This window comes from Paenisporosarcina quisquiliarum (assembly GCF_027563315.1).
Taxonomy (GTDB): domain Bacteria; phylum Bacillota; class Bacilli; order Bacillales_A; family Planococcaceae; genus Paenisporosarcina; species Paenisporosarcina quisquiliarum.
In genome coordinates this window covers 141253-165896 of record NZ_JAMKBJ010000005.1, presented here as the reverse complement: position 1 = coordinate 165896, position 24644 = coordinate 141253, and the positions used below count along the sequence as shown (strand labels likewise).

The window sequence follows — 24644 nt, the reverse complement described above, 5'->3', positions numbered from 1 at the left end:
TATGATGAGTGATAGAGAACTAGTTGAAAGCAAAGGTGGATATGATATGGAAAATAAATATACAGCAACGGTTATGAGAGCTATCGGCATCGAAGATTATAACGTGATAAATGAAATGCCAAAAACAGAAGTAATGGATCTTTACATAAAATCATTCGGAACTGCAGTAAATGGGAAAGAAGTACGTGAAGTAGTACAAGCTGTTTTTGGAATTGATTTGAATTTCATTTCAGAAAAAAACTACGGCAATCACTTGTCGCAGTATCAAATGGCAGTAATGGAAAGTCTGCGTCGTTCCTTAAATGTACCTACTGACTCTACGGAAGTGGATGCTCAAATCATGGCGATGCCAAAAAATGAAGTAATGGATCGGTACATTGACATTCATGGTGGCGCTCTAAGTGGAGCTGAAACTAGAGTATTAATCAATCAGATTTTCGGAGTGAATCTCGATGGTATTTCTGGTTTGGAGCATTCCGGAATTTCCATTCGTTCGAAAGGACAATGGATTCTACCAGCAGACAAGAAGCTATTCATTGTCTCTTCCAGTCTCGATGATGTAGAGCTATATGTATCCCTAACAGAGTATTTTGAAGAAACTACAGGTTCCAATCAACTGCCAGATTCTTTGAAGAAACAATTATCACAGATTGGATTTACATACGATGTGGAAATGAATCATTGCATCTATCGCAATCCTTCCAATGAATCTGTTCCGGATGCACTTAAAGGCCAGGTAATGGGTGTTGTATTAGGAACCATCCAATCCATGAAACAACAAGACGATAACAAGAACTGATCTTTATTATAAATGAAAAAACCGCCTGGATATGTATACGATCCATGCGGTTTTCTTATGTGTTTAAGTATGTTCTGCTCTAATAATTTCTACGTTCTTCAGATGGCATTCTTTCGTGAAGTTTGATTGGAAAGGCATCTCTTTTTCCAATACCACAATAGCTTCTGTATCCTCGCTTTTCACTGCCCCAATTAATCTATCAAGATAATCTTGAGACAAACCAATTCTCTTTTTCATTTCATCTTCTTGGTCAGTTGGTTGTCCATGCCCGGGAACTAATACGTTAATTTTATGCGTGTCCAAAACCAAACGAGCTTTTTGAAGTGTCTCCAAGTATGCATTAGCACTATCAAATAAATAGGGAAGCTCAAAATCTGAAAGATAGTCCCCTGTTATCCAAATTCCTGACGGCTCGATGACCGTAAACAATCCATCATGCGTGTGTCCAGGAGATAAATAAAAGGTCAGGATTGTACCGCCAACAATAAGTTGCTGACCATCCTTTTCGATAACCAAATCAAGTGTAGGGAATTCAATTGGGTAAGGTCTTTCCACATAATATTCATTGTCAAACTGCTGGATTAAGTCGAGCTTATACTGTTTTCTCGGATGTTCCTGCATCCCTTTGCTGCCAATCACTTTGGCATCAGGGAAGGCGTGGTATCCGATAATGTGGTCAAAATCGCCATGTGTGAAAAGTAAATACAATTCTTTGCCATTGCGTTTACTTGCCACAAACTCCTGGATTTCCTGAATTTCAAGAGGGAGCCAAGTGGGATCGACAACTAAAATCAAGTCGTCGGTCTCTACAACGGAGCTCGTTGTCTTCCATAGGGCACTTTGAAAAACGGTCAATCCATCTTTTTGAAATAGTATCATTCTGTCTCTCCGTTCGCAGGAATCAATAAGATCTTCCCGGTGCTTTGACGGCTTTCCAAGTAACGATGGGCTTCCTGTCCTTCATGCAAAGCAAAAGTCGTCGGCTTCGCTACCTGTACTTTGCCTTCTTCCATCCAACGGAACAAGTCGCCTGAACGAGCCACACGTTCTTCTCTGGACGTAAGGACATTCCATAAGTCTCCGCCTGTCAGTGTTTTCGATGTATCCATTAACATACGTGGATCCACCGAAACCGGATCCCCACCAGCCATGCCATAGAAGACAACGGTTCCGCCGATTCGAGTCGCGGCAAAACTGTCCATCAACGTAGAACCAACTGATTCATAGACAACATCGACACCTTTGCCGTTCGTTTCATTAAGAACTGCAGACTTCCAGTCATCTTTATAAAGGAAAACAGCATCCGCACCAGCTTCTTGAGCTGCCACGGCTTTTTCTTGTGAAGATGTCAATCCAAATACTTTTCCACCAAGTAACTTGGCAATCTGGATAAGCAACTGTCCGACACCACCGGCTGCTGCATGCACTAGCACGATATCGTTCTGTTTTATTGCATAACTATCCTTCGTCAAATAGTGAGCTGTTAATCCTTGCAACAATACGGAAGATGCTTCTTCAAAGGAAATGGTTTCCGGCAGGGGAATGGCTTTATCATGAGGAACGGCCACCAGCTCAGCATTGGCAAATGGGACATCTGCAAATGCCAGTCGGTCGCCAATTTGAATGTTTTGAATATCTGCTCCTACTTGTTCCACGATACCTGCGCCTTCATAGCCCAGAATATATGGCGGTTTCCCCTCTAAATGATAGTTTCCCTTTCTTCTATAGACGTCGGCAAAGTTCAAGCCGATTGCTTTCATGCGGATTAATACTTCATTGGAACCGATTACCGGGTCAGGCATATCACCGTATTCCAATACTTCAGGTCCGCCAAATGTATGATATATAAGTGCTTTCATCGTAAAACCTCCATTATGTACGCGAGATAATTCTCCTTCCTTTCATTCTAACTCCTTTTACTTAAAACCTAAAACGAGAGTTACTGGAACATTTAACCAGGTTAACCGTCTAATTCTGAAACGAAGTAAGGGGCTAATCAATATGAAAAGAATGTTGTTTTTGATCGGAATACTATGCGCCTTGCTGATGGGGTGTACTGCTGAAGAAGATGAAATGAAAGGCGGGGCTCAAATCATCGGCACGGTTACGGATATAAGATCAGGCAGTATTTTAGTTGAAGAGGAAGATTCTGAACTAGTTTGGGTGAAGGTACCAGAAGAAGATTTTATAAGTAATTATGAAGTGGGCCAAGAAGTTTTTGTTTGGACAATTGGTGAATTAATGGAATCGGATCCACCTCAAACGATTGCATTGCAAATACATGTGGTGAATGAATAATTCAAGTTTCCTAATTAAAGGTGTTGGACAACCGATATTGAATATATAGGAATGACGTAATGTTAAAGGGGATACGGAAATATGGCTATTCAAGTACATACGAAATTTAAAATAATGAAACCAGCACATGAAGTGTTTAATGCTTTCATTGAGCCAGAGCTAATGTCTAATTTTTGGTTTTCGTCAGCTTCTGAAAAAATGGCAGAGGGCAAGACCATTACTTGGAGATATGAAGAATACAATGCAGAAGTCGAATTAACCGTAGTGGAAATTCTAGAAGATCAGAAAATCGTCTTTAAGTGGGGACCAGCAGAGGAAGAACACACGGTGACCATTACGCTGAATGAACTGAATGAAACGACCACAATCATTGAAGTGAACGAAACAGGGTGGAATGAAAATGATCCAGATTTAATAAATAACTTATTAGGGAACAAAGAGGGTTGGGTGTATATGCTGACCTGTTTAAAAGGATATTTGGAAAATGGCAGCACGAATCTGCGAGCAGCAATCGTGTTCTAATTTCGATTCAGCCGTGATGGGGGAATGTAGATGAAAACGATTGGTCTAATAGGTGGCATGAGCTGGGAATCGACAGCTAAGTATTACCAGCTAATCAATCAGGAAGTAAAGAAGCAATTAGGCGGATTACATTCCGCAAAGTGCATTTTGTATAGTGTGGACTTTGCCGAGACGCAACGTTTTCAAGCGGAAGGTGAATGGGAAAAAGCTGGCCGTTTATTAGGTGATGCGGCACTGTCTTTGGAAAAAGCGGGAGCAGATTTTATTATCATCTGTACCAATACGATGCACAAAGTCATTACACACATCGAAGAAAAGATCTGCATTCCGGTTTTACATATTGCGGACGCCACAGCAAATCAAATTGTAAAGTCTGAAGTACGGACCATCGGGTTACTCGGAACCAAATATACGATGGAACAAGACTTTTATAAATCGCGCATTGAATCGAATGGAATGAAGGTTTTGGTGCCAAATAGTGAAGATCGAGAAGAGATAAATAGAGTGATTTTTGAAGAGTTGTGTCTAGGGGATATTCAGCAATCATCAAGGGAGTCCTATCAAAAAGTCATTCAGAAATTGGTCGATGATGGAGCGGAAGGCATAATCTTGGGGTGTACAGAAATTGGATTGTTAGTAAGACCCGAAGACGCGGAAGTACCTTTATTTGATACGACGGTGATACATGCTCTGGAAGCCGTTAAGAAAGCATTAGAATAGGGGGTTAAAAAATGAGTGTCATTCTTACAGTTTTCATCCTATCTTTTAGCTTAATTGGATTCATTTTATTCTCACTTTTAATAGTAGAATTATTAAAAAAGGTAATCTTGCGAAGCAGACATTCTAAGAGATAAAGACGAAGGGGGCTTCCTATAATGGAAACCCCTTCAATCATGTATTAATCGGAAGACTCAATTGCCACGAAACACCGAACCGGTCGTTAATCCACCCATATTTTGTACTGAACGGATAGGCTCCTAGGGGCATTAACACTTCGCCATCCTGAGATAACTTCTCGAAGGCTTGCTCCACTTCTTCTTCTGAGTCACATGTCACAAATAATGAAATCGCAGGTGTGAATGTAAAAGCATGCTGAACATTACTGTCAATCGCCATGAACTCTTGCCCTTTAATAGAGAACGTGGCATGCATGACCGAACCTTCTTTGCCACCTTGGTTTGCTTCATAACGAGTGATGTTAATGATTTCAGACTCATCAAATAGTGACGTATACGTTTTGATTGCTTCTTCAGCATTTCCCTCAAACATTAAAAATGAATGGATTTTTTGTTTTGCCTGTCCCATGCAATCACTCCTTTTTCGTATCTACTATTAGTTTACAATGAAACCAACCGAACCCCAAGTGAATCGGAAATCCCTTTTGCACCTTCATTCATCACTTGGTTATGATTCCATACGAAGGCAGGTCGAAGGAGGGGAGCCAATGTATTCATCCACTTTTTATTGGAATTCACGTTCCATATACATTGCACATGAGTAATTGAACCTTTCTGAGACAGCTTCCAAATTCCGCTGCCTTCTAACTCGCCGAATGCTTTTATCTCCAGGTAGGTCGGGCTGTTAACTTTCACGACTTCGGATTCGAAAGAAAGTTGATATGGTAACTTGGTGTGGAAAAATAGTTTAAAACGATCTCCAACGCCAATCTTAACTGAACTTTCTCCAATTCTTTTGGAATCCAAACCCTTCCACCAATCTCCATAGTTGAACTCATTAATGAGTCCCCAAATCTGTTCGATGTCTGCTTCAAACTGCCAGTTGGTTTCGAAATGATACTGTTTTATTGGCATGTCATTGATTCCTCCACAATTAAATATGATCGAACCCCATTTAAACGGCTGGTTACCCCGATTAATCGCACGGCAACCCCTTTTAACTATTTGGTTACCCCGATTAAACATGTCCTTACCCCATTTAACTATCCAGGACCCATTAGACGTTCATTGTTTATTTGGATATATACCCCTCTTTACCCCGTTTTAAGAACTTCTTTCGAAAATGAACGGCCGATTTGTGTTCTCCAGAGTGACTACACATTCATTTGCCAAACTTCATAAGGTAATTAAAAGGAGTGATATGTATGAACTGGCAACATAAAATCATGCACTTAATTGGTCAGCCGATTGGTATTTCTTTTATAAATGGTCAAGGAACTTCCGGTATATTATGCAATGCAGATGGCGAGGAACTTTATATAATGGAGTACTTGTATCAAGCGCAGTTTGCGATTAAGCATTATGAATATCATACGATTCGGGACATCAATCCATTTCCACCTTGCCAACAGCCTTTGTATTAGGATAGGTCCCGTATGAAACATGTAATGTGAATAGAAAAAGGGTTAAGCCATTCTGCTTTTTTCATGCCTTCATGCTACAATAAAAGCAATTGAAATGGAGGAAGTTGAATGTCTTTACCAGTACAAAAAAACGACCGAATTACGGTTCATATAGAAGATCTGACGCATGACGGAGCGGGAGTCGCTAAAGTAAATGGCTACCCGTTATTTATTGTTGGCGCATTGCCAGGAGAAATGGCTGAAGTCCATGTCCTGAAAACCTTGAAATCATATGGCTTTGCCAAATTAATTGAAGTTATCAAACCATCTGAACACCGTGTTGCACCACCTTGTCATGTATTTGACCAATGCGGCGGCTGCCAGGTTCAGCACTTATCTTACGAAGGACAGCTTCTGTGGAAACAGCAAATGGTGAAAAACGCAATGACCCGCATTGGCAAACTTCCTGACGTACCAGTCCTACCGGTAAAAGGAATGGACAACCCTTGGCGTTACCGCAACAAATCCCAAATTCCATTCGGATTGCAAGACGGCCGAGTGGTCGGTGGGTTCTATCAAACCCGTTCACATGAAATTGCCGACACAGATATCTGTATCATCCAGACAGAAGAAGCAGATGACATCCTGCGTGAATTGAAGAAAGAACTCGGCAACCTTGGCATCATGCCATATGACGAAAAATCTCACCAAGGCATGTTGCGACATGTTGTTGTACGCAAAGGCCGAGCAACTGGTGAAATCATGGTAGTGCTCATCACAAAGAAAAAGAAATTCAAGGAAAAAGACGAAGCAGTAGCAGCAATCAAACGCATTCTGCCACAAGTCACTTCCATCGTTCAAAACGTAAACGAAGAAAAGACAAACGTGATCTTTGGCGACAAGACGATTACCCTTTGGGGCAAAGATGTGATTGAAGATTTGATTGGGGACGTACGATTTGAAATCTCAGCGCGTTCGTTCTATCAAGTGAACCCAGAACAAACGGAAGTCCTGTACCAACAAGCATTGGATTACGCACAGCTGACAGGTGGAGAAACCGTCATCGATGCCTACTGCGGAATCGGAACCATCTCATTGTTCCTTGCTAAACAAGCGAAGCAAGTGCTAGGGGTGGAAATCGTGCCACAAGCAATCGAAGACGCCAAACGTAATGCTGAAATCAATGGCTTTACGAATACCTACTTTGAAGCAGGTCCTGCAGAAGTCGTCATCCCAAACTGGTACAAAGAAGGAAAAACGGCAGATGTTCTAGTAGTCGATCCGCCACGTAAAGGGTGCGACGAAGCATTATTACAGACGATTTTAGAACAAAAACCAAAGCGTGTAGTTTATGTATCCTGTAACCCAGGTACCCTGGCAAGAGATTTGCGCATATTAGAAGATGGTGGGTATGTTACGCAAGAAGTACAGCCAGTTGATATGTTCCCGCAGACGACGCATTGTGAAGCAGTCGCATGGTTGGAGCTTAAAAAGTAAAGATTTATTCATGGGGCTGTCCTAAAAGTCATAGAAAATGACTTTTAAGGGCAGCCCTCTTTATATATAAAAATGACACTGTAGATTTCCGTCACCTGCGGACGCTTTCCACTAGTTCAACTTAACATGATTGTTTTTGACACAGCGGCGCAAAAATCAAACCAATAAATCTGTGAATGAGGAATAACTCATTTTAATTTAACCAATTGCATACATCTTAGTGACGGAATAATAATTTTAGGAGGTCGACACGTTGAACAATTATTTCGATGAATACAATAGTCCTCATAGTACTTATATACTTGATAAACAAATAGGAGATGTAAATGGCGACGAAATACCGGATACGGTTTATTTAGTAGGTGAGAAGACAGAAAACCCCTTTTATGAAAATATAAAAGTGATCGTACAGGACGGCAGGACAATGCAGTGGTATGTTATTCCTTTGTATGCAAAATACAGTATGGCTTATACTCCGTGGCTGACTCTTGTCAACTTCACTAACTCCAATACAAAGGAGATTATGGTAAATCTCCCTGTAGGAGGAAGCGGGGCACTAACCTATTACTATGTCATTTCATTTTTTAATAACAATGCAGAATATATACTTGGCCCCAATCAATTTATGGCCCTTTCAGAAACCTTGGGTTTTAAAGTTATTTATATGGATAATTATAGAGTACTTGTTAAAAGTGAAAAACTGGATCAATCCTATACATTGGATGTAAGTGCCAGAAAAGAAGTTTATGAGGGAACAGTTTATGACAAAGACGGCAAGCTCATCGAACCCCGTGAAGGATTTGTAATTGAGTTCCCCCATCTAAACCCTATAAAAATTGACGGAACTGTGCCATATAAGCTGGAGGCGCAGCATGATATAGCTGGAACGTCACATGCTGACCAGCTTGGATATATCATATTATACTGGAAATATACTGGGCAAAATAAATCCTGGGTTTTAGATCCTGAAATGTTTTTTGTTATGCTTGAGTAAATGAGTATCTAATAGTTGTCTTAAAGAAACAGCAGTGGAGATATTTTGTTGGACAAACAAAACACATCGGTTGCTTGGTTGGAATTGAAGAAATAATTCAAAAGGAAGTCCCGAATCATAGATGGATTCGAGGACTTCCTTTGCGTTAATGATAAATCTTAGTATACTGATGCTAAAGTTCCCGTAGCATTTCTTAAAATGTCCCATTCAGGACCGATTTTTGTTAAAATAAACATTTCTAATCATTACAATAGATATCCATGTGTACTTGTTTTTGTTGAAAAGTTATTAAGTGTTATAAGATTAAGTGTTATAAGTGAAATAGAAGTGGAACAATTGGTATAGTTTGAAGTTGTATTCATCGGAGAGGAATTGAGTTTGAAATGAAAGAAAATTTTTGGCGTGATTTACCACGACCATTTTTTGTACTTGCACCAATGGAAGATGTCACGGATGTTGTTTTTCGCCATGTAGTTAGTGCAGCAGGTAAACCGGATGTGTTTTTTACTGAGTTTGCTAACACGGAGAGTTATTGTCACCCAGAAGGTAATCAGAGTGTGCGTGGACGTTTGATTTTTACAGAAGATGAACAACCAGTGGTTGCTCATATATGGGGGGACAAGCCTGAATATTTTCGGGAAATGAGTATCGGAATGGCGAAACTGGGCTTTAAGGGTGTGGATATCAATATGGGCTGTCCTGTTCCTAATGTAGCAACCAGAGGGAAAGGAAGCGGCCTTATTCTCCGTCCAGAAGTTGCAGCAGAGATCATACAAGCAGCAAAAGCGGGAGGATTGCCTGTTAGTGTAAAGACAAGACTTGGATACACGGAGATAGAAGAGTGGAAAGAATGGCTAAAACATATATTGCAACAAGACATTGCGAATCTTTCAATCCATCTGCGTACAAGACAAGAAATGAGTCAAGTAGATGCTCATTGGGAGCTGATTCCGGAAATCAAGAAACTTCGTGATGCGATAGCACCAGATACACTTTTGACGATTAATGGTGATATTCCTGACCGTCAAACTGGGCTTCAGCTTGCTGAAAAATACGGGATTGATGGTGTTATGATTGGGCGAGGTATTTTTAAAAATCCTTTTGCTTTTGAAAAAGAGCCAAAAGAGCATAGCAGTAAAGAATACCTTGATCTTTTAAGACTGCAGCTAGATCTTCAAGATCAATATGCAGAAGTACTGCCACGTTCAATCTCAGGTCTACATCGCTTTTTCAAAATTTATGTCAAAGGATTCCGTGGTGCTGGAGAATTAAGAAACCAATTGATGAACACGAAATCAACAGATGAAGTGCGTGCCTTGCTTGATAACTTTGAAAAGAATGTCGACGAGAAAAGTGAAATAATGTAACTCTAAAAAGTTAGAGAAAAAAAGGGTGAAGTTATTTTGAATACAGATTATAAATGTGATGTTGTCATAAATTTTACGAATGGTGATGTTGTTATCGTTGTTTCAGGAAATGGACAAACATTTAGCTTTAGGTCTGGTTTAGGTTTTATGGCGTTACCTGAATTCTTCCTCGCCCTTACAAATTTATATAAAAGAGAAACGAATAAATCTAAACTGGATTACCACGGAAATTATGACTATTACTATTTCTCAAGCGATGGTACTTATCTTCAAGTTGAACGCATAAGTCCATTTACAGATGAAACCTTTTATTTTATTTTTAATCTAAAACAGTATATGATGGCCGTAGATAAAGGATTTTCTAAATACCTTCAACACGTTCAAAGGGAAAAATTATTACCAGCATATAAAGAGGAAGATGAAATAATAAATCCACTTGGGAATACTGTCATCAAATTTTATAACGATTTCTCATCTGTAATAAATAATTAAATCATGACCGGAGTTGAGATCAATTGCTATATTGATATCTCAACTCTTTTTTATTTTAAATTTAAGATGATTTTATAAGTGCAAAATTAAGTGACAGTTGTAACGTAAATCAATATAAAGACAAAAAACACCACCCGTAGGCAGTGCTGGACAATACTATTTTTAATCTCCTCAGTTTTCTCTAACTTTCTCTCTTAATCCACCGTCATCGCGAATTGAAAACTTTCCGATTTTCCCTACCTCTGAAAGAATAGCATTCCCACTGATATTATGCTTTGAAACTTCCCCGGTATGATTTGTATATTCTACCTGAAGGCTAAAGTCATAATGTTTGGGTGTATTCTCATTTTCGCTTTGAGTGATTTCCATATCACTGACTTTCATTGCATAACGAGTTTCTCCGTTATAGTATTCTTTGCTATTAAAATAAAGCTGTAAGTGTTTATCGAAAGCCATGCTGGTTGGAATAAGTCTCTCGAATAGATGGTCCGTATAGTAAGACTTATACGATTTACTGACTAACTCCTCGTAGGCAAGCCATTCAGGCGAATCTGCTGGAAACTCGAAGCCGACCGCATCATCTGGCAAACTTTGTTCTATTTCATCACTTTTTTTATCAATGTCTTTTTGGATCTGGATATATGTTTCATTGGGAGCTGTAAATTCCGATTCAAGAACAGCACGAACTGCTTCTTTGTTCTTCTCATCATCTTCACTAACCGCCTGTTTTTCCTTCACATCTTCCGTAACGACTATTTCTCCCTGATTATCAAGTTTTTCTTGTGAGCAACCCACAAACAGTAAACACGATAGCATCAAGAAAAAGATGCTTCTTATTTTTTTGAATTGATTGTAATGCATACGAATCCCCCCTTTATTAACATACGAACCAATTAGTGGAAAGTTTCAATTTAAGTCAACTTAGCTTGTTAGTAAGAAAAGGAACATGGACAATAGATAGAGAATACTTACATAGTGGAATATGTATGCAACAACCAAATAGGAGGTCACTATGGGAAGATTAGTTCATTTCGAAATTCATGTGAATGATATGGAACAGGCAAAGAAGTTTTATGGCGAGGTATTTGGATGGTCGTTTCAAGATTATAGTGAATATGCAGGGATGCCTTATTTTGGAGCGGTGACGGGAGATGAAAGTGAACCTGGTATCAACGGCGCTCTAATGCAGCGTCAAAGTGCACCGCCAGAACCTGGCCAAGCTTTAAATGGATTTGCTTGTACAATGGGCGTGGAGAATTACGATGAAACGGAAGCGAAAATTCTAGAAAATGGCGGCAAGGTTGCAATGTCCAAATATGCTCTGCCTGGAATGGCTTGGCAAGGATACTATATTGATACCGAAGGAAATATTTTTGGCATTCATCAACCCGATGTGAACGCAAAATAATAGCACGAATAGTTCCTAACTGGCTTCTTTACAAGTCGGAAAGATGGGTAAATAAAAATCCAACATAAAAAACTGGAGTCCGAACCTGGGCTCCAGTTTTTTGTACTAAATATTTTTAGTCAGTAGGGTAGTACGCTACCTGATGCTACTCCGCTACTATTAAAGAGCATCCTTAATAACCTTCTTGGAATACAGAACTGACAATAGTCCAAAGATCGAATACAAGGCTGTGTAAATTCCCATTATGATAAACATTGGTGCCCATAGCTCGGTCCCAAACAAGAACCAGCCTGACTGCACCGCAAAGTAACTATGTGCAAGTCCGACGATTAATGGAATACCGAAATTGAACAGCTGTTTCAAACGGATACCTTTCAGCAAATCGCTTTGCGTGAAACCAAGTTTTCGCAGAATGGTATAGCTCGGTTTTTCTTCATCACTTTCGCCCATCTGCTTGAAGTACAGGATACAGCCGGATGTAATCAGGAAAGTGAGTCCGAGGAAGCCGACAATAAACATGGCAAGCCCCATTGTATTTTTCTGCTTATTGCTGATATCAAGCCTTGAATCGTATTCAAAATGCCCAGTCAATCCACTCTCCGCAAACAGTTCATTCGCACGAACGATTTCCTTTTCATCCACGATGTCGATACCGATATAAAGTATGGATTTATTTCGTGTATCCAAATCCACATCACGTTTCAACCGTTCAAATACAGTGTCATCAACTACTGCAATCGGGAGTCCACCATTTGTAAAATACCAGGAGACGACGAAGTCCTTCTCCAGACCGATAAATTTTTGTGAGATACGTTCTGTTTTGCCAATCAGCTCAATTTTTCCTGAGTCCTTAATTTCGATGACCCGCTGGAGGAAATTGCTAGTTCCTGTGAAGACTGTTTCATCTGCGGCAACATCAATATTTTTAACACTCTTGTCGCTAACGACAGGAAGCAACATAGCTGAAGCACTATTTTGAATCTCCGGCAGTTCAGACTCCATTATAACTGAAACATCTATCATCATATCGATGACGTCAATTGTGGTTTCACGGTACTTAATGCCATTCTCCTCAAGTGCGTTCTTGAATTTATCAGCAGCCTTTGTATCTGTCAGCGAAAAGTGAGCGGGAGAATAGTCCGTAGCTACCTTTTCGGCAGAATAGTAAGAGATATAGCTCAAGCACAGCAAGCCAATAGCCAGTGCCGAAACGGTTGTGATGATTGTCAGCAGCAAGGCGTTCGATTTCAGGCGGAACTGGATGGAGGACAGGGATAGCACTTCATGGACGGCTAAATGACCGTCTTTTTTCTTGCGGATGATATTGGCAAGGAAGCTGATAGAACCTTTATAAAACAGGTACGTACCGATAATGACAGATGCGAGCGTGTAAACCATCGCGATGAGCAGGCCAGTCAACCCTGAAAAGTCACCCTCGAATAATCTGGATGAAACGAAGTAGCCAGATGTGATTAAAAACAGACCGGCAATGCCTATGCCGATTTCAAGCTTAGATGTTTTCTTTACATTGTGTTCAGTTGAGGAAGTCAAACTGAACAGTGATAGAATGCTTTGTTTTCGGATGAACAGAAAATTCATTACCAGGATCAAGAGAAAAATTACAACGAAGACAATTAATGTTTGGACGAAAGCCTTTGATGAAAACTGAAGGGTGGCAGCTGTATCCACTGCGGTCACCTTAAATAATATCATCAGGATCAGTTTTGAAAAAGAAAAACCGATAAAAATACCCACTACAATGGAGCTAAAATATAGAATCGAATTCTCAATGCTTAAAATGCGAAATATTTTCGATTTATTCATGCCGATCAATTGGAATAAGCCAATTTCCCGGCTACGTCGTTTGATGAAAATTGTATTGGCATATAGTACGAATATCGTGACAATTGCTACTAGCAGGATAGAGGCTGCCCGAATGGATGCTCCACCTTTGACGGAACCTTTCTTTGCATCCATTGCCGGATCGTATTGAAGTGTGACGAATGAGAAATACAGGGCGACACTAAAAACGAGCGCAAATACATACAGGTAATAATTTTTAAGATTCTTTTTCAGGTTGCGGAAGATGAGAATATTAATGTTCATTCTGCACGCCTCCCAGCACACCTTGCGTTTTAATGATATCTTCGAAGAATGTTTTCCTCGATTGATTCCCTTTATGAAGTTGTGTATACACCTGACCGTCCTTGATGAAAATCACTCGGCTACAGAAGCTCGCTGCAGTAGGGTCATGTGTTACCATGGCGATTGTCGCAAGGCGCTGACGGTTCAATTCGCTAAGTTTGTTGAGCAAATCGGAAGCAGATTTTGAATCAAGTGCACCTGTCGGCTCATCCGCGAAAATGATGCTCGGTTCATGGATAAAAGCCCGTGCAGCAGATGTTCGCTGTTTCTGCCCGCCTGATATTTCGTTCGGGTATTTATGCGCGATATCCAATATGCCTAGTTCACGAGCCAATGCAGAGAACTTGTCTTCAGCTTCTTGTTTTGGCAATTTAGTAATCGATAAGGGCAGTAGTATATTCTCTTTAACGGTCAGGGTGTCAAGCAGATTGTACTCCTGGAAAATGAAACCGAGATGGTATTTACGGAATTCAGCCAGCTGCTTCTCCTTCATTTGGGTCATTTCACTGCCATTGATCTGGATAATGCCTTCGCTTACATGATCGATGGTGGAAAGGACATTGAGCAAGGTCGTCTTGCCGGAACCAGATGCACCCATAATGCTGACGAATTCACCTTTTTGAATACTGATATCGATACCTTTCAAAACTTCTTGTCTATTTAACTTGCTACCGTAGCTTTTGCGGATTTTCGTTGCTTCCAATATGTTCATATGCCCGTACTCCTTTTGTTTTGTTGTGATGTGTTCATTATAAAAAGGAATGGCAGGTTAATCCTGCGATTGGCCGAACAAAAAACAAAAGCAGGTGACACTTTTGTCACATGCCTTGTAAGTTCACAAATTCATTTTGTTTTGGGAAACAAAGGGTGGCAGTAGTCCCTTTTCCAATCAGAGAGTCCACATCAATTTTAAGGAGAAGAGGGGATGCCGCTTTTTTCGCCAAGTAGAGACCGATGCCAGTCGAGGCCTGCTCCCGGTGATCGGTAGTCGACGTAAAACCTTTATCAAAGATTCTTGGAAGGTCCTTTTGATCAATCCCTCTTCCCATATCTGTCACGTCAAGACAGATTTGTCCTTCTTTTTCATAACTCTTGATGAAGATATCGCTTTTCTCACTATATTTGATGGCATTGGTCAAAAGCTGTCGGAGAATGAAGGACAGCCACTTGGCGTCACTCAACACATCCGTACGGTTGAGCTGAATGTCAAAACCAATTCCTTTTTGAATACACCACGATTGCATCGTCTTAATTTCATTGAAAACAATCGATTCGAGTTGAATCTGTTCGATATAAAGATCGTTCTCGATGACGGTCAGCCGTTTTTGGTGTAGTTGCTGGTCCAAAAGCAAGTGAATCCGCAGCCATTCTTGGTTCAGCTGAGCTTTCAACGTGACGTTTTCGACGCGTCCGATCATCAATTGCATGGCAGTTAACGGAGTCTTCACTTCGTGTATCCAGGCTAGAAGATCGTCTTTTTCCTGCTCCAGTTGAATGCGGTTTTCTGACAGCTCCGATTTCAAAAGCTTAGTTTGCTCCGTGATGCTGTGCACGACAATCGTTTCAAAAGGGCTGATTGGTTCGGCGACTTCCGAAAGGTCGAGGCTACTTTCCCAATCTTCAAGACTTCTGTAAAATCTCGTTTCCCTAAAATAACGGAAGCATAGAAAGACGGCAAAAAGAAGGGAGGACAAGAAAGTAACATAAAGCATGGAGCCGAAAGGGATGGTTGCGTCAATATAGGCAATGAAAAGGCTCATCCCTTGGAATGCAAAGAAAAGGAGAATCCAGCTGATTCGTTCGATTAGAAAGTTACGAATCATAATTCTTCTCCTCATCGAGTGCCAAATAGCCCTGTCCGACTTTTGTTTGTATGTATTGTCCAAGTCCGATTTCATCAAGACGCTTGCGCAGTCGATTGACATTAACCGTCAGCGTATTATCGCTGATGAAGCGCTTGTCGTCCCAAAGGCGGTTCATCAAATCATCTCTGCTCACAATCTTGTTTTTCTGATGGATAAGAAGTCGCAGGATGAAGCTTTCATTCTTTGTCAGTTCAACGGAACCCAATTCATTTGAAACCATATTTTGTTCAAAATCAAGTGTAGCTCCACACCATTTTCGCTGGCTACTTGGTTCACTATTATAGTTATAGGTACGACGAAGAATCGCCTGGATCTTTGCAATCAAGATCTCGAAATGAAAAGGTTTTTGAACAAAATCATCCGCCCCGAGCTGCATCGACATGACCATGTCCGTAGGATGGTCTCGGGAGGAGAGGAAGATAATCGGAACGTTCGATTGCGATCGAATCATTCGGCACCAATGGAAGCCATCAAATTTAGGCAATTGAATATCGATGATAACAAGATCCGGCTTTACAGAAATGAATTCTTCCATGACATGACTGAAATTACTGATGCCAGCAACGTCAAATGACCACTGTGAAAGCCTGTCCTGGATTTCGTCAAACAAGGAACTATCATCTTCAATCAACAATAATTTAAACAAGAAAATCACCACTCAGCTGTTTAGTCTTACCTAAAGTGTATAGCAAATTATGTCAGTTTGCGAATTGAAAATATACAGCTTAGCGATGATACTAGAATGTGTACAAAGCCTTTCGTAACTCTTTATATTAGCAATAGATAACGACATTGAGATTCCTATATCCTATAATGGTAAAAAGAGAATATATTTAAAAGGGGAACTAATTATGGGAAATGTACAAAATACTTTTGGACTAAATAATTTCAAAACGATAAAAGAAAATTCGAAGTCAGTAGAATTCAAGCATATTGTAAGTGAAGAAGTTGTTTATTTACTTCCAAATAGAGAGATTACGATTGTTCTTAATCCGAAAACGGTCGAAGGTAAGGAAAATCTTGAATAGAAATCTCATGCATTGCTTCACAATACTTCTTTCAGTCAATTCCCTAAGAAAATCAATACCGGTAAAGAATCTATTAGTTACGGATATGCCTATAAATTTCAATCAGATGATGAATTAAATACATTCCTACATGAGTTAAATAATAACTAAAATAAACCCCAGGCACCTGCGATAATACGCTGGTACCTGGGGTTTTAAAGTTACTTACATATTTCAGTTGTTCCCATCAGTAATCTCAACAATATCTTGCTCATTCGCATTCACATTGCCAGATTTTTTGATGTTTACCGTTTGTCCTGCTGCCAAATTCGTAAAGACGATTGGTGTGATAATAGATGGAGCGTTCTTTTCAACGTGATCCAAATCTACTTCCATTAAAATCTGGCCTTGCTCTACAAGGTCACCTTGTTCAATCTTCGAAGTAAATCCTTCACCTTTAAGTTTAACGGTATCAATCCCGAAGTGAATCAAGATTTCTGTGCCGTTATCTGCTACCAGACCAATTGCGTGCTTGGTAGGGAAGACTGTTACCACTTTACCGTTAACAGGCGAAACAACTTGACCATTAGAAGGTCGAATCGCAAATCCGTCTCCAACCATTTTTCCAGAGAATACTTGGTCTGGAACGTCAGTAATCGGTAAGATTTCTCCTGCAAGTGGACTACTGAACTCAAATGCATTTGAGTGATCAGTTGAAACTTCTGCATTGTTCACTTCAACCGTTTTCGGCGTCTCTTCTTGTTTGCGTGGCGCTTTGCCATTCATGATGTCTTGCATTTGTCCGCGCAAACTGTCTGAAACTGGTCCGAAAATCGCTTGGATGTTGTTGCCGACTTCCATAACTCCGGAAGCCCCAAGTTTTTTCAATCTATTTTTATCGACATTAGCTTTATCATTTACGCTTACACGTAGACGTGTGATACATGCATCCAGGTGGTTAATGTTTTCTTTTCCACCCATTGCTGCAAGAATCTCATAAGGAAGATCCCCGACTACTTCACCGTCTTTATCGTCAGCATCGTCTTCTTCACGACCTGGTGTCATCAAGTTGAACTTCTTGATCGCAAAACGGAAACCGAAGTAGTAAATGACAGAGAAGACAAGTCCTACAACAATAACCCAGAACCATTCAGTTCTGCCAGGCATAACGCCGAATAGTAGGAAGTCAATCAAACCACCGGAGAAAGTCATTCCTATTTTAACGTCTAGCAAGTGCATCGTCATAAACGATAGTCCTGCGAAAACCGCATGGATACCGAATAATACTGGTGCAACAAATAAGAAAGAGAATTCAAGTGGTTCCGTGATACCTGTTAGGAACGAAGTAAGAGCACCTGAAGCCATGATCCCACCGACAAGTTTTTTCTTCTCAGGACGAGCCGTATGGTAAATAGCAAGTGCCGCTGCCGGAAGACCGAACATCATGAACGGGAATTTACCTGTCATGAAGGTACCAGCTGTGAACTCTGTGCCATCTTGAAGTTGTGCAAAGAAAATTCGTTGGTCGCCACGGAAAATATCTCCCGCTGCATTCGTATATGTTCCAAATTCAAACCAAAATGGTGAATAGAAAATATGGTGCAACCCGAATGGGATTAATGAACGTTCGACTAACCCGAATACGAAAGCCGCTAGTGTGCGGTTTGTTTCCAACATGAAATGAGATAAAGCATTCAAACCACTTTGAGCAAATGGCCAAACCATAAACATCACAATACCAAGTAGAACCGCCGAGAAAGCGGTAACAATTGGGACAAAACGTTTCCCTGCAAAGAAGCCAAGAAACTGCGGCAATTGAATGTTAAAGAACTTATTGTACAAAAATGCGGCTAATACACCGACGATAATACCGCCGAATACACCCGTTTGTAGAGTGGGAGTACCTAAAACGGTGGCATAGGCAGGAGATTCAGTGACCATCTCTGGCGTAATATTGCCAATTGCTTTCATGGTAACATTCATAATCAAGTAACCAATAATCGCGGCGAGACCAGCTACACCGTCACCACCGGCAAGACCAATCGCCACCCCAACAGCAAATAGCAAGGGCAGATTATCAAACACAACTCCACCGGCCTGGGCCATGATGAACAATAACTTTTGAATCCAGTCAGCACCCATAAATGGCACTGCTTCAATAAAGGAATCCTGTGCAAAGCTTGTACCAAAGGCAAGCAAAATACCTGCTGCAGGCAAAAGGGCTACCGGAAGCATCAAGGCTTTTCCGACCTTTTGCATAACGCCAAATAAATTAGTGGATCGAGCAGATTTAGTAGACATCGAAAATTCCTCCTTTTTAATGTAATGAAGATGCAATAATGTAAATTCTGCTAATGAAAGGACACAAATAATCACTAACCACAAAATAAAAAGGCATGAGTAGAAAAGACAAGGTTAAAAAGGGGGGAGAAGTTCCCCACAGAAATAACCTGTAAATCTTTTCATACTCATGCCTGATCGAATCAGTAACACGTATGGTTGACTTATGATTTATTTATTAAACGTTGCAGATGAATCGTCAAATATAAGACTTCAGCTTCATCTACTGGTTTATTTAATTGATTTTGCATCACTTTTATTAGCTTCCACGCAAGATTATAGCACACCGGGTATTCTTTTTTCAACAATTCCTCAAGCTTACTCTCTTTTTCAATCGGATTTCCTTTATGAGCACGGTCGATAGCCCGGTGCAAATGCTGAATCAAACGATGATAATCGACATCGTCCTTTTCCAGCTGAATGGACAGGTTATCTTCGATGATTCCAACCAGTTTTGTAATAAGAAGATTATAACGATTGATGTCACGCAAAGATTTGTCCGTCACCGCACTATGAATATGAAGCGCAATAAAACCGATTTCTCCTTCAGGGAAAACAAGTTCCATCCGTTCTTCCACTTTTTTTACGACGCCTTTAGCTACTTGATATTCTTTTGGATACAAGGCCTCAATTTCATATAGAAATGGATTGGAGAATTGCATATCTTTTTTCGCACGGCTGATCGCAAATGCAAGGTGGTCGGTTAACGCGACATGAATATGCTCATTTAAATCTTTATCCATTTGTTCTTCTATATAAAGAAGCAGTTCCTGGATAAAGGTAATGAGGTTTTCTTCAATATGAGGGAGCAGGTTGACGTATTGCTCTTTTTCCTTTTCATCCTTCAGCAAAAACGTTTTATCCGCCTTATCAAAAGAGATGTCATCTCCTTTTTTTCGATCGAAACCAATACCCTTTCCAATCAATACAACTTCTTTGAACGTATCATGATGGGCAATGACCACATTATTATTCAACACTTTTTCTATCGTCAGTATCTGTTTCATATCAGCCTCCATCCGCCGTCTGGTCTTTTTTCTGCCAGATGGACTTGTACAAACAGACAATTTTTCTATCGTCAATCAGTTACATACACTTCTTTAACCTTCATTATATTCAAGATAGAACATGAATCATACTTGGAAGTTGTTGAAAAATAGAACCTACCTGCTGTTCCTTCTATTATACAGGAACACATTCAAGAGCAGAGGTAAATTCATTGAGTTTGGAAAAACCGAAGCGTATACTAGCTGAATGAATTCGATTTACATCATTAGGAGGAAGCGAATTGTTAAAACCAAAAGCGATTTTTTTAGACATGGACGGAACCATCTTAAATCATCATAACAAGGTAAGTATTCACACGAAAGAAATCATAGATGACCTGCGAAAAGAAGGAATCTTCGTTTTTATTGCGACTGGGAGAAATGCAGCGGAAATAAAAGAGATGTTGCCTGAAGGATTTGAAGTAGACGCGATGATTACAGCGAACGGCATGGCTGGATACATCGGAGAAGAAGTCGTATTCGAACATTCACTATCACGTGAACTAGTAGAAACCATCATCGAGAAAGCACGAGAAAACAAAGTGTATTACGAACTTTTCCCATACGGCCATTCTCGAATGGTCTTAGAGCAGGATAAAGAATATGTATTAGAGGAAATAAGAGAACCAAAGCCTGAATCCGTTGAAATCAATGAATGGATTTCACGCCAAAAAGCAATTAAAGAAGAAATTGCATGGACGGAAGAAATCACAGGAACGCATTTCTCAAAGTTCTATTTTTTCGCAAGAACGAAAGAAGCAATCAATAGCTGGAAAATGGAACTGGAACAATTACAGAAAGAAATGGATTTCACAATGACGCCTTCATCTCCTCACAATGCAGAAGTCATGGTCGCAAACGTCAGCAAAGCATCAGGCATCAAACAAATGCTAGAGCGATTTAACTTAACAGGCTGTGAAACATTAGCCATTGGTGACAGTGACAACGACCTGAAAATGTTCGAGTTTGTCAGTCACGCAGTGGCTATGAAAAATGCACCTGATCACATTAAAGCGGTTGTGGATGATGTAACAGAATTTACTTGTGATGAAGATGGGGTTTACCGTTATCTTAAGACGAATATTTTGGGTTTGAAGATTTGTCGTAAAATGTTCGGTAATTAACGATGGATATGTTACATTATGAAACTATTAATGGACGCATGCCCATGCTACAAAAGAGTAGATAGTTTATAATTATTAACTAGAAAAGGCCTTTTGATTTTTAAAGGCCTTTTCATTATAGATTTATTTCTTTTGAGAAATATGTTTACCTTTTGGCACTGGGATTTTAGCAAAGGCTTTTTGGTAATAAGGATAATCTGTGAGGATAACTGATAATACTTCCTTAAGGTTAATAGAATGAAAAAGGGCTAATAGCTTAATGACTGTATTAGGAAATAAGTTCCGACAAGTAGATAGTATCTTAATACTAAATATTTATTTAAATAATAAAATTTAAAGGACAAGAGATGTTATAATTTGGATGGCAAATATTATTGTTGGAGGGTATTGGGTGGATTTTGAAAACTTTGACTTAGCTGAGATAGCAACTTACTTATCGCTAATTATAGCTATAATATTTTTTATCTATCAAGAATTTTCTAAGGCAAGAAACAAAACTAAAGAAACATTAAGGCTTAAAGATGAATTTATAAATATGATTATTAGAAATCATATAAATAGTAACTTGGAAATTGCTCAAGTTGATTTTGATATAGTAATATCTGGCTTTGAAAAATTAAAATCATGTAAACTAATATATTCAAAAAAAGATTTTTTAGAAATGATTTATGCTAAGGTCTCAGATAATGAACATATAGAGTCTCGAATACGCATAAATATTTTAAAGCAAACTAAAGCAGTTTTAACTGATGTTAGTTTAGAAGAAAATGAAAATAAAGTGAATTCCAGTAAATTTTATATGCTATTTGCAACATTTGGTGCAAGTTCAATTTCATTGATTTTAATGATAATAGCTTCTGGACTAGTTATTAAAGAAGATATCCTACCGGATAATCCTTTAATGATTGTGACAATAATATCAATCTTTACAATTATCTTCTTGAAGGCCCAGCCTATTTTAGATAAGATTCTTGAACTACTATTTTTTGACAAAGAGGATAAAAAGTTTGAATCCGGAGAATCTGACAATATAGAATCCGTTGAAAAGCTTTTTAAAGAGAACATAGAGAATGAAATTGAACATATTACGGAAAGTGGAAGAGATAAAAAAGAAGACATACCTAAAGGTGCAAAGAATAATACAGACAAGAAACCTCACAAAGATGATGTATCAATGATATCAATTAATGATTACATGAAAGATGGAACAAAACTCTTACGAATTTCAGAGTTACGAATGATGCTAGATTATAAAATGGCAGAATATTTTAATTGCTATTTTGAAAGTAAAAAAGTAGAAAAAATTAAGCCTACTTCTTTTATAAAAACACTATCAATGTTAGATTCAGAAAAGGTATTTGCAGAGAATGAAGTAAGTGCTTTTAAAAGATTGTACACTTATGCTAATAGAATAATGCAATCGGGAAAAAATCAAAATTCCAATAAAGATTTTGATGAATTCATAGAAATTTTAGAAGGTTCGATATTATTTTTAGACCAAAAGATTGAAACGATAAAAAAAATTGATGCATAGAATGGTTAAGGTTCAAGTACGTATTTAGTTTCTAAAGTCTTTGAGTAATAATTTACTTAGAGGCTTTTTTGTATGTAAAGATAATTGCAGAGGAGAGCGTCTCATATTTATTGATTTCGCAATACCAAGTGTGATGTTAAGGTCTATGAATCACCGAAGTACTTTGGCTGGAATGATCTTCGTAGAATCACGCACTCCAAAAGAACAGAGATACTTTGACAGAGATACTTTTACTTTAAAGATTCTCTCATTGAGGGGATAAATTAAGATGTTAAAGAAAAAACTACTTTTCATATTTATTGTCATGGCCAATTACTGGTCTTTAGGATGATCCTTTTCCGATAAAAAAATTGATTAAGAAAATCAATCACATCTTCCCGCAAGAATATGTTAAAGACATTCCGGATATCATCGCGCCTTTGGATTGAGTTATCAGGCTTATAGTTATTCCGATAATGCCGAAAATAAAAATCTTAAGAGCCAGATCTATCGCAGAAATATCATCTAAATATCCCCTTTCTAGATTTAAATTAAAAAAGTATTCCAACCCATTCGGGCGGAGTGATAAACATACTAAGTGTGGGCAGGTCTCCTGGCTTGAGCATTATCTTCCTGCTAGCCCACCTGTATATACATTTATCCACACTCACAGTTGCTGGAACCGCTTCGGCCTTGAACCGAATTCTCTTTTAATATCATAGTTGTTATTAATGTTTTCTTGATTTGAATAAGCCTATGTTATTTTTTGTTTTTTAATAATTGAAACTATATTAAAACTTTTTTCGTATAAGAAATTATAGAAAGAAGGGAGGTAGGGGTATAGTGAACGAAATGTTGAAGGGTATTGGCGCATTAATAGCAATACTAGTAGCGTTAGGTGGATTATTTAACGCTTTTTTTAGCACATTTTCATATGATTCATTCGATATAAAGTTGATGCCACGCAATAAAAGCTCAATTGTTAGAATTAAGAAAACCATAAGTACGTTCATAATTGTTATTCCTTTATTTATTTTTGCGGCGTATGTAAATGCATTTGCTTTTTATTCTTATAAGTTTATGGTAACTCTTTTGTATTCTCTGCTTTTAATTTTAATGTTAGTTTACATAATTAGCTTCATTTTATCTGGCTTGGAATGGTTATTAAAAAAACTCTTAAATCAAAAACTAATTAATGGTGCAATTCAAGCAATCGTGAAAAAGGTTGATTATTTATTTCGAGTAAATATTAAATTGAAAGATTATGTAGTCCTTTTACTATTATTTGTGCTATTAACTATTATGGCTGGGCATCACCTAACAAATATTCCGTCGAGTCCATACTTGGAAATACAAAACCTCATAGAAGCTGTAAAGGTATTAATGACTATGAGCATGCTTATTTTAGTTCTGTTAGTACCTATTTTTATTCGGAAAAAATCTGTTGAAGAATATACATACTTAATAGATATTATTACGGTACAAGATTTAATTAATGAATTAGGTGATGAATATCCTTTAAATTTAGATTATTTTTTAAACGAAACAGTATCTGTTTTTTCGTCAAAAAATCGAGTGTATAAAGTGATAAAAAGATTAAATGTAGATACTATTCAATATGAGGTATATAAAAAAAGCAAGAGGTGGAATATGAATCAAGTGTAAAATAACCCTCTGTCTTTACGAATAGTTTTTACTTAGTCAGAACAATAGAGCTGCCTATAATTAGGCAGTTTTTTCTAATTGAGTATATTATGTCAAATGAGGTTTGGCTAAGGGTAAGTTGATGAAAGGGGTATTAACACGCAAAGAATTGAGATTAAGTTAAATCACAAGGGATAAATGGATTAGATCCTCTGTAACTAATATTAAGTTTAATATATATCCAATTTAATAAGAAAGTGTAAATTAATTATTACTAATACCGC

General features: G+C 38.6%; 25 protein-coding genes and 1 riboswitch. Of the genes, 14 read left to right on the top strand and 11 right to left on the bottom strand.

The genetic code is table 11. The features are described 5' to 3' along the window. The first annotated feature begins 46 nt into the window (after positions 1-46). Positions 47-799 (top strand): hypothetical protein, encoded by a 753-nt coding sequence (locus M9R32_RS08110; protein ID WP_269926226.1) that lies wholly within the window; start codon positions 47-49, stop codon positions 797-799. Positions 800-862: 63 nt separating this feature from the next. Here the strand turns inward: M9R32_RS08110 and M9R32_RS08105 are convergent, their stop codons facing one another. Together M9R32_RS08105 and M9R32_RS08100 are read right to left on the bottom strand one after the other, a co-directional pair. Next, the gene (locus M9R32_RS08105; protein ID WP_269926225.1) at positions 863-1678 is read right to left on the bottom strand and encodes an MBL fold metallo-hydrolase; all 816 of its coding nucleotides are present in this window, start codon (positions 1676-1678) and stop codon (positions 863-865) included. Next, a complete protein-coding gene (locus tag M9R32_RS08100) occupies positions 1675-2658 on the bottom strand; it encodes a quinone oxidoreductase family protein (protein ID WP_269926224.1) in 984 nt (327 codons plus the stop codon). The genes M9R32_RS08105 and M9R32_RS08100 overlap by 4 nt, the downstream gene beginning before the upstream one ends. Before the next feature lie 142 nt (positions 2659-2800). Here M9R32_RS08100 and M9R32_RS08095 point away from each other — a divergent pair, with 142 nt between their 5' ends. From M9R32_RS08095 to M9R32_RS08085, 3 genes are all read left to right on the top strand, one after another. Further along, positions 2801-3097, top strand: coding sequence for a DUF3221 domain-containing protein (locus M9R32_RS08095; RefSeq protein WP_269926223.1), 297 nt, complete (start codon positions 2801-2803; stop codon positions 3095-3097). A gap of 81 nt (positions 3098-3178) precedes the next feature. Next, the gene (locus tag M9R32_RS08090) at positions 3179-3619 is read left to right on the top strand and encodes an SRPBCC family protein (protein WP_269926222.1); all 441 of its coding nucleotides are present in this window, start codon (positions 3179-3181) and stop codon (positions 3617-3619) included. A 30-nt stretch (positions 3620-3649) separates the two neighbouring features. Beyond that, positions 3650-4339, top strand: a complete 690-nt coding sequence (locus M9R32_RS08085) for an aspartate/glutamate racemase family protein (protein WP_269926221.1) — start codon at positions 3650-3652, stop codon at positions 4337-4339. Positions 4340-4510: 171 nt separating this feature from the next. On the opposite strand, the gene M9R32_RS08080 is transcribed toward M9R32_RS08085, so the two are convergent. Both M9R32_RS08080 and M9R32_RS08075 read right to left on the bottom strand, forming a co-directional pair. After that, the gene (locus tag M9R32_RS08080) at positions 4511-4924 is read right to left on the bottom strand and encodes a VOC family protein (RefSeq protein ID WP_269926220.1); all 414 of its coding nucleotides are present in this window, start codon (positions 4922-4924) and stop codon (positions 4511-4513) included. A 32-nt stretch (positions 4925-4956) separates the two neighbouring features. Continuing rightward, a complete protein-coding gene (locus M9R32_RS08075) occupies positions 4957-5430 on the bottom strand; it encodes an SRPBCC family protein (RefSeq protein WP_269926219.1) in 474 nt (157 codons plus the stop codon). A gap of 290 nt (positions 5431-5720) precedes the next feature. On the opposite strand from M9R32_RS08075, the gene M9R32_RS08070 reads away from it, so the two are divergent. From M9R32_RS08070 to M9R32_RS08050, 5 genes are all read left to right on the top strand, one after another. Beyond that, positions 5721-5939, top strand: a complete 219-nt coding sequence (locus M9R32_RS08070; RefSeq protein WP_269926218.1) for a hypothetical protein — start codon at positions 5721-5723, stop codon at positions 5937-5939. A gap of 108 nt (positions 5940-6047) precedes the next feature. Next, the gene (gene rlmD / locus M9R32_RS08065) at positions 6048-7415 is read left to right on the top strand and encodes a 23S rRNA (uracil(1939)-C(5))-methyltransferase RlmD (RefSeq protein ID WP_269926217.1); all 1368 of its coding nucleotides are present in this window, start codon (positions 6048-6050) and stop codon (positions 7413-7415) included. Positions 7416-7668: 253 nt separating this feature from the next. After that, entirely contained in the window at positions 7669-8409 is a 741-nt protein-coding gene (locus M9R32_RS08060; RefSeq protein WP_269926216.1) for a hypothetical protein, read from the top strand. Between the two features lie 383 nt (positions 8410-8792). Further along, a complete protein-coding gene (locus tag M9R32_RS08055; protein ID WP_269926215.1) occupies positions 8793-9776 on the top strand; it encodes a tRNA dihydrouridine synthase in 984 nt (327 codons plus the stop codon). A 36-nt stretch (positions 9777-9812) separates the two neighbouring features. Further along, on the top strand, positions 9813-10268 hold the full coding sequence (locus M9R32_RS08050; protein ID WP_269926214.1) for a hypothetical protein: 456 nt from the start codon (positions 9813-9815) through the stop codon (positions 10266-10268). 171 nt (positions 10269-10439) lie between these two features. Here the strand turns inward: M9R32_RS08050 and M9R32_RS08045 are convergent, their stop codons facing one another. Further along, complete coding sequence (locus M9R32_RS08045; protein WP_269926213.1) at positions 10440-11129, bottom strand: hypothetical protein; 690 nt, start codon at positions 11127-11129, stop codon at positions 10440-10442. A 151-nt stretch (positions 11130-11280) separates the two neighbouring features. On the opposite strand from M9R32_RS08045, the gene M9R32_RS08040 reads away from it, so the two are divergent. Beyond that, the gene (locus M9R32_RS08040; protein ID WP_269926212.1) at positions 11281-11676 is read left to right on the top strand and encodes a VOC family protein; all 396 of its coding nucleotides are present in this window, start codon (positions 11281-11283) and stop codon (positions 11674-11676) included. Positions 11677-11835: 159 nt separating this feature from the next. Here the strand turns inward: M9R32_RS08040 and M9R32_RS08035 are convergent, their stop codons facing one another. The 4 genes from M9R32_RS08035 to M9R32_RS08020 form a co-directional block, all read right to left on the bottom strand. Then, complete coding sequence (locus tag M9R32_RS08035) at positions 11836-13782, bottom strand: FtsX-like permease family protein (protein WP_269926211.1); 1947 nt, start codon at positions 13780-13782, stop codon at positions 11836-11838. After that, positions 13772-14533 (bottom strand): ABC transporter ATP-binding protein, encoded by a 762-nt coding sequence (locus M9R32_RS08030; RefSeq protein WP_269926210.1) that lies wholly within the window; start codon positions 14531-14533, stop codon positions 13772-13774. The genes M9R32_RS08035 and M9R32_RS08030 overlap by 11 nt, the downstream gene beginning before the upstream one ends. A 106-nt stretch (positions 14534-14639) precedes the next feature. Then, positions 14640-15644: a sensor histidine kinase gene (locus M9R32_RS08025; protein ID WP_269926209.1), complete on the bottom strand. Its 1005-nt coding sequence runs from the start codon at positions 15642-15644 to the stop codon at positions 14640-14642. Then, positions 15634-16332 (bottom strand): response regulator transcription factor, encoded by a 699-nt coding sequence (locus M9R32_RS08020; protein WP_269926208.1) that lies wholly within the window; start codon positions 16330-16332, stop codon positions 15634-15636. Before M9R32_RS08020 ends, M9R32_RS08025 begins: the two co-directional genes overlap by 11 nt. A gap of 205 nt (positions 16333-16537) precedes the next feature. Between M9R32_RS08020 and M9R32_RS08015 the strand changes: the two genes are divergently transcribed. Next, a complete protein-coding gene (locus tag M9R32_RS08015; RefSeq protein ID WP_269926207.1) occupies positions 16538-16714 on the top strand; it encodes a hypothetical protein in 177 nt (58 codons plus the stop codon). 213 nt (positions 16715-16927) lie between these two features. Here M9R32_RS08015 and ptsG read toward each other — a convergent pair whose 3' ends face one another. Together ptsG and glcT are read right to left on the bottom strand one after the other, a co-directional pair. Then, positions 16928-18994 carry a glucose-specific PTS transporter subunit IIBC gene (gene ptsG / locus M9R32_RS08010; RefSeq protein WP_269926206.1) on the bottom strand — a complete coding sequence of 689 codons (2067 nt, stop codon included), beginning with the start codon at positions 18992-18994 and terminating at the stop codon, positions 16928-16930. A 203-nt stretch (positions 18995-19197) separates the two neighbouring features. Then, complete coding sequence (gene glcT, locus M9R32_RS08005) at positions 19198-20040, bottom strand: glucose PTS transporter transcription antiterminator GlcT (protein ID WP_269926205.1); 843 nt, start codon at positions 20038-20040, stop codon at positions 19198-19200. Positions 20041-20321: 281 nt separating this feature from the next. Here glcT and M9R32_RS08000 point away from each other — a divergent pair, with 281 nt between their 5' ends. The 3 genes from M9R32_RS08000 (at position 20322) to M9R32_RS07990 (ending at position 24381) form a co-directional block, all read left to right on the top strand. Continuing rightward, positions 20322-21203 (top strand): HAD family hydrolase, encoded by an 882-nt coding sequence (locus tag M9R32_RS08000; RefSeq protein WP_269926204.1) that lies wholly within the window; start codon positions 20322-20324, stop codon positions 21201-21203. 391 nt (positions 21204-21594) lie between these two features. Then, complete coding sequence (locus tag M9R32_RS07995; protein WP_269926203.1) at positions 21595-22737, top strand: hypothetical protein; 1143 nt, start codon at positions 21595-21597, stop codon at positions 22735-22737. A gap of 565 nt (positions 22738-23302) precedes the next feature. After that, positions 23303-23489, bottom strand: a riboswitch (cobalamin riboswitch). A 70-nt stretch (positions 23490-23559) separates the two neighbouring features. Continuing rightward, positions 23560-24381, top strand: a complete 822-nt coding sequence (locus M9R32_RS07990; protein WP_269926202.1) for a hypothetical protein — start codon at positions 23560-23562, stop codon at positions 24379-24381. The last annotated feature ends 263 nt before the right edge of the window (positions 24382-24644 follow it).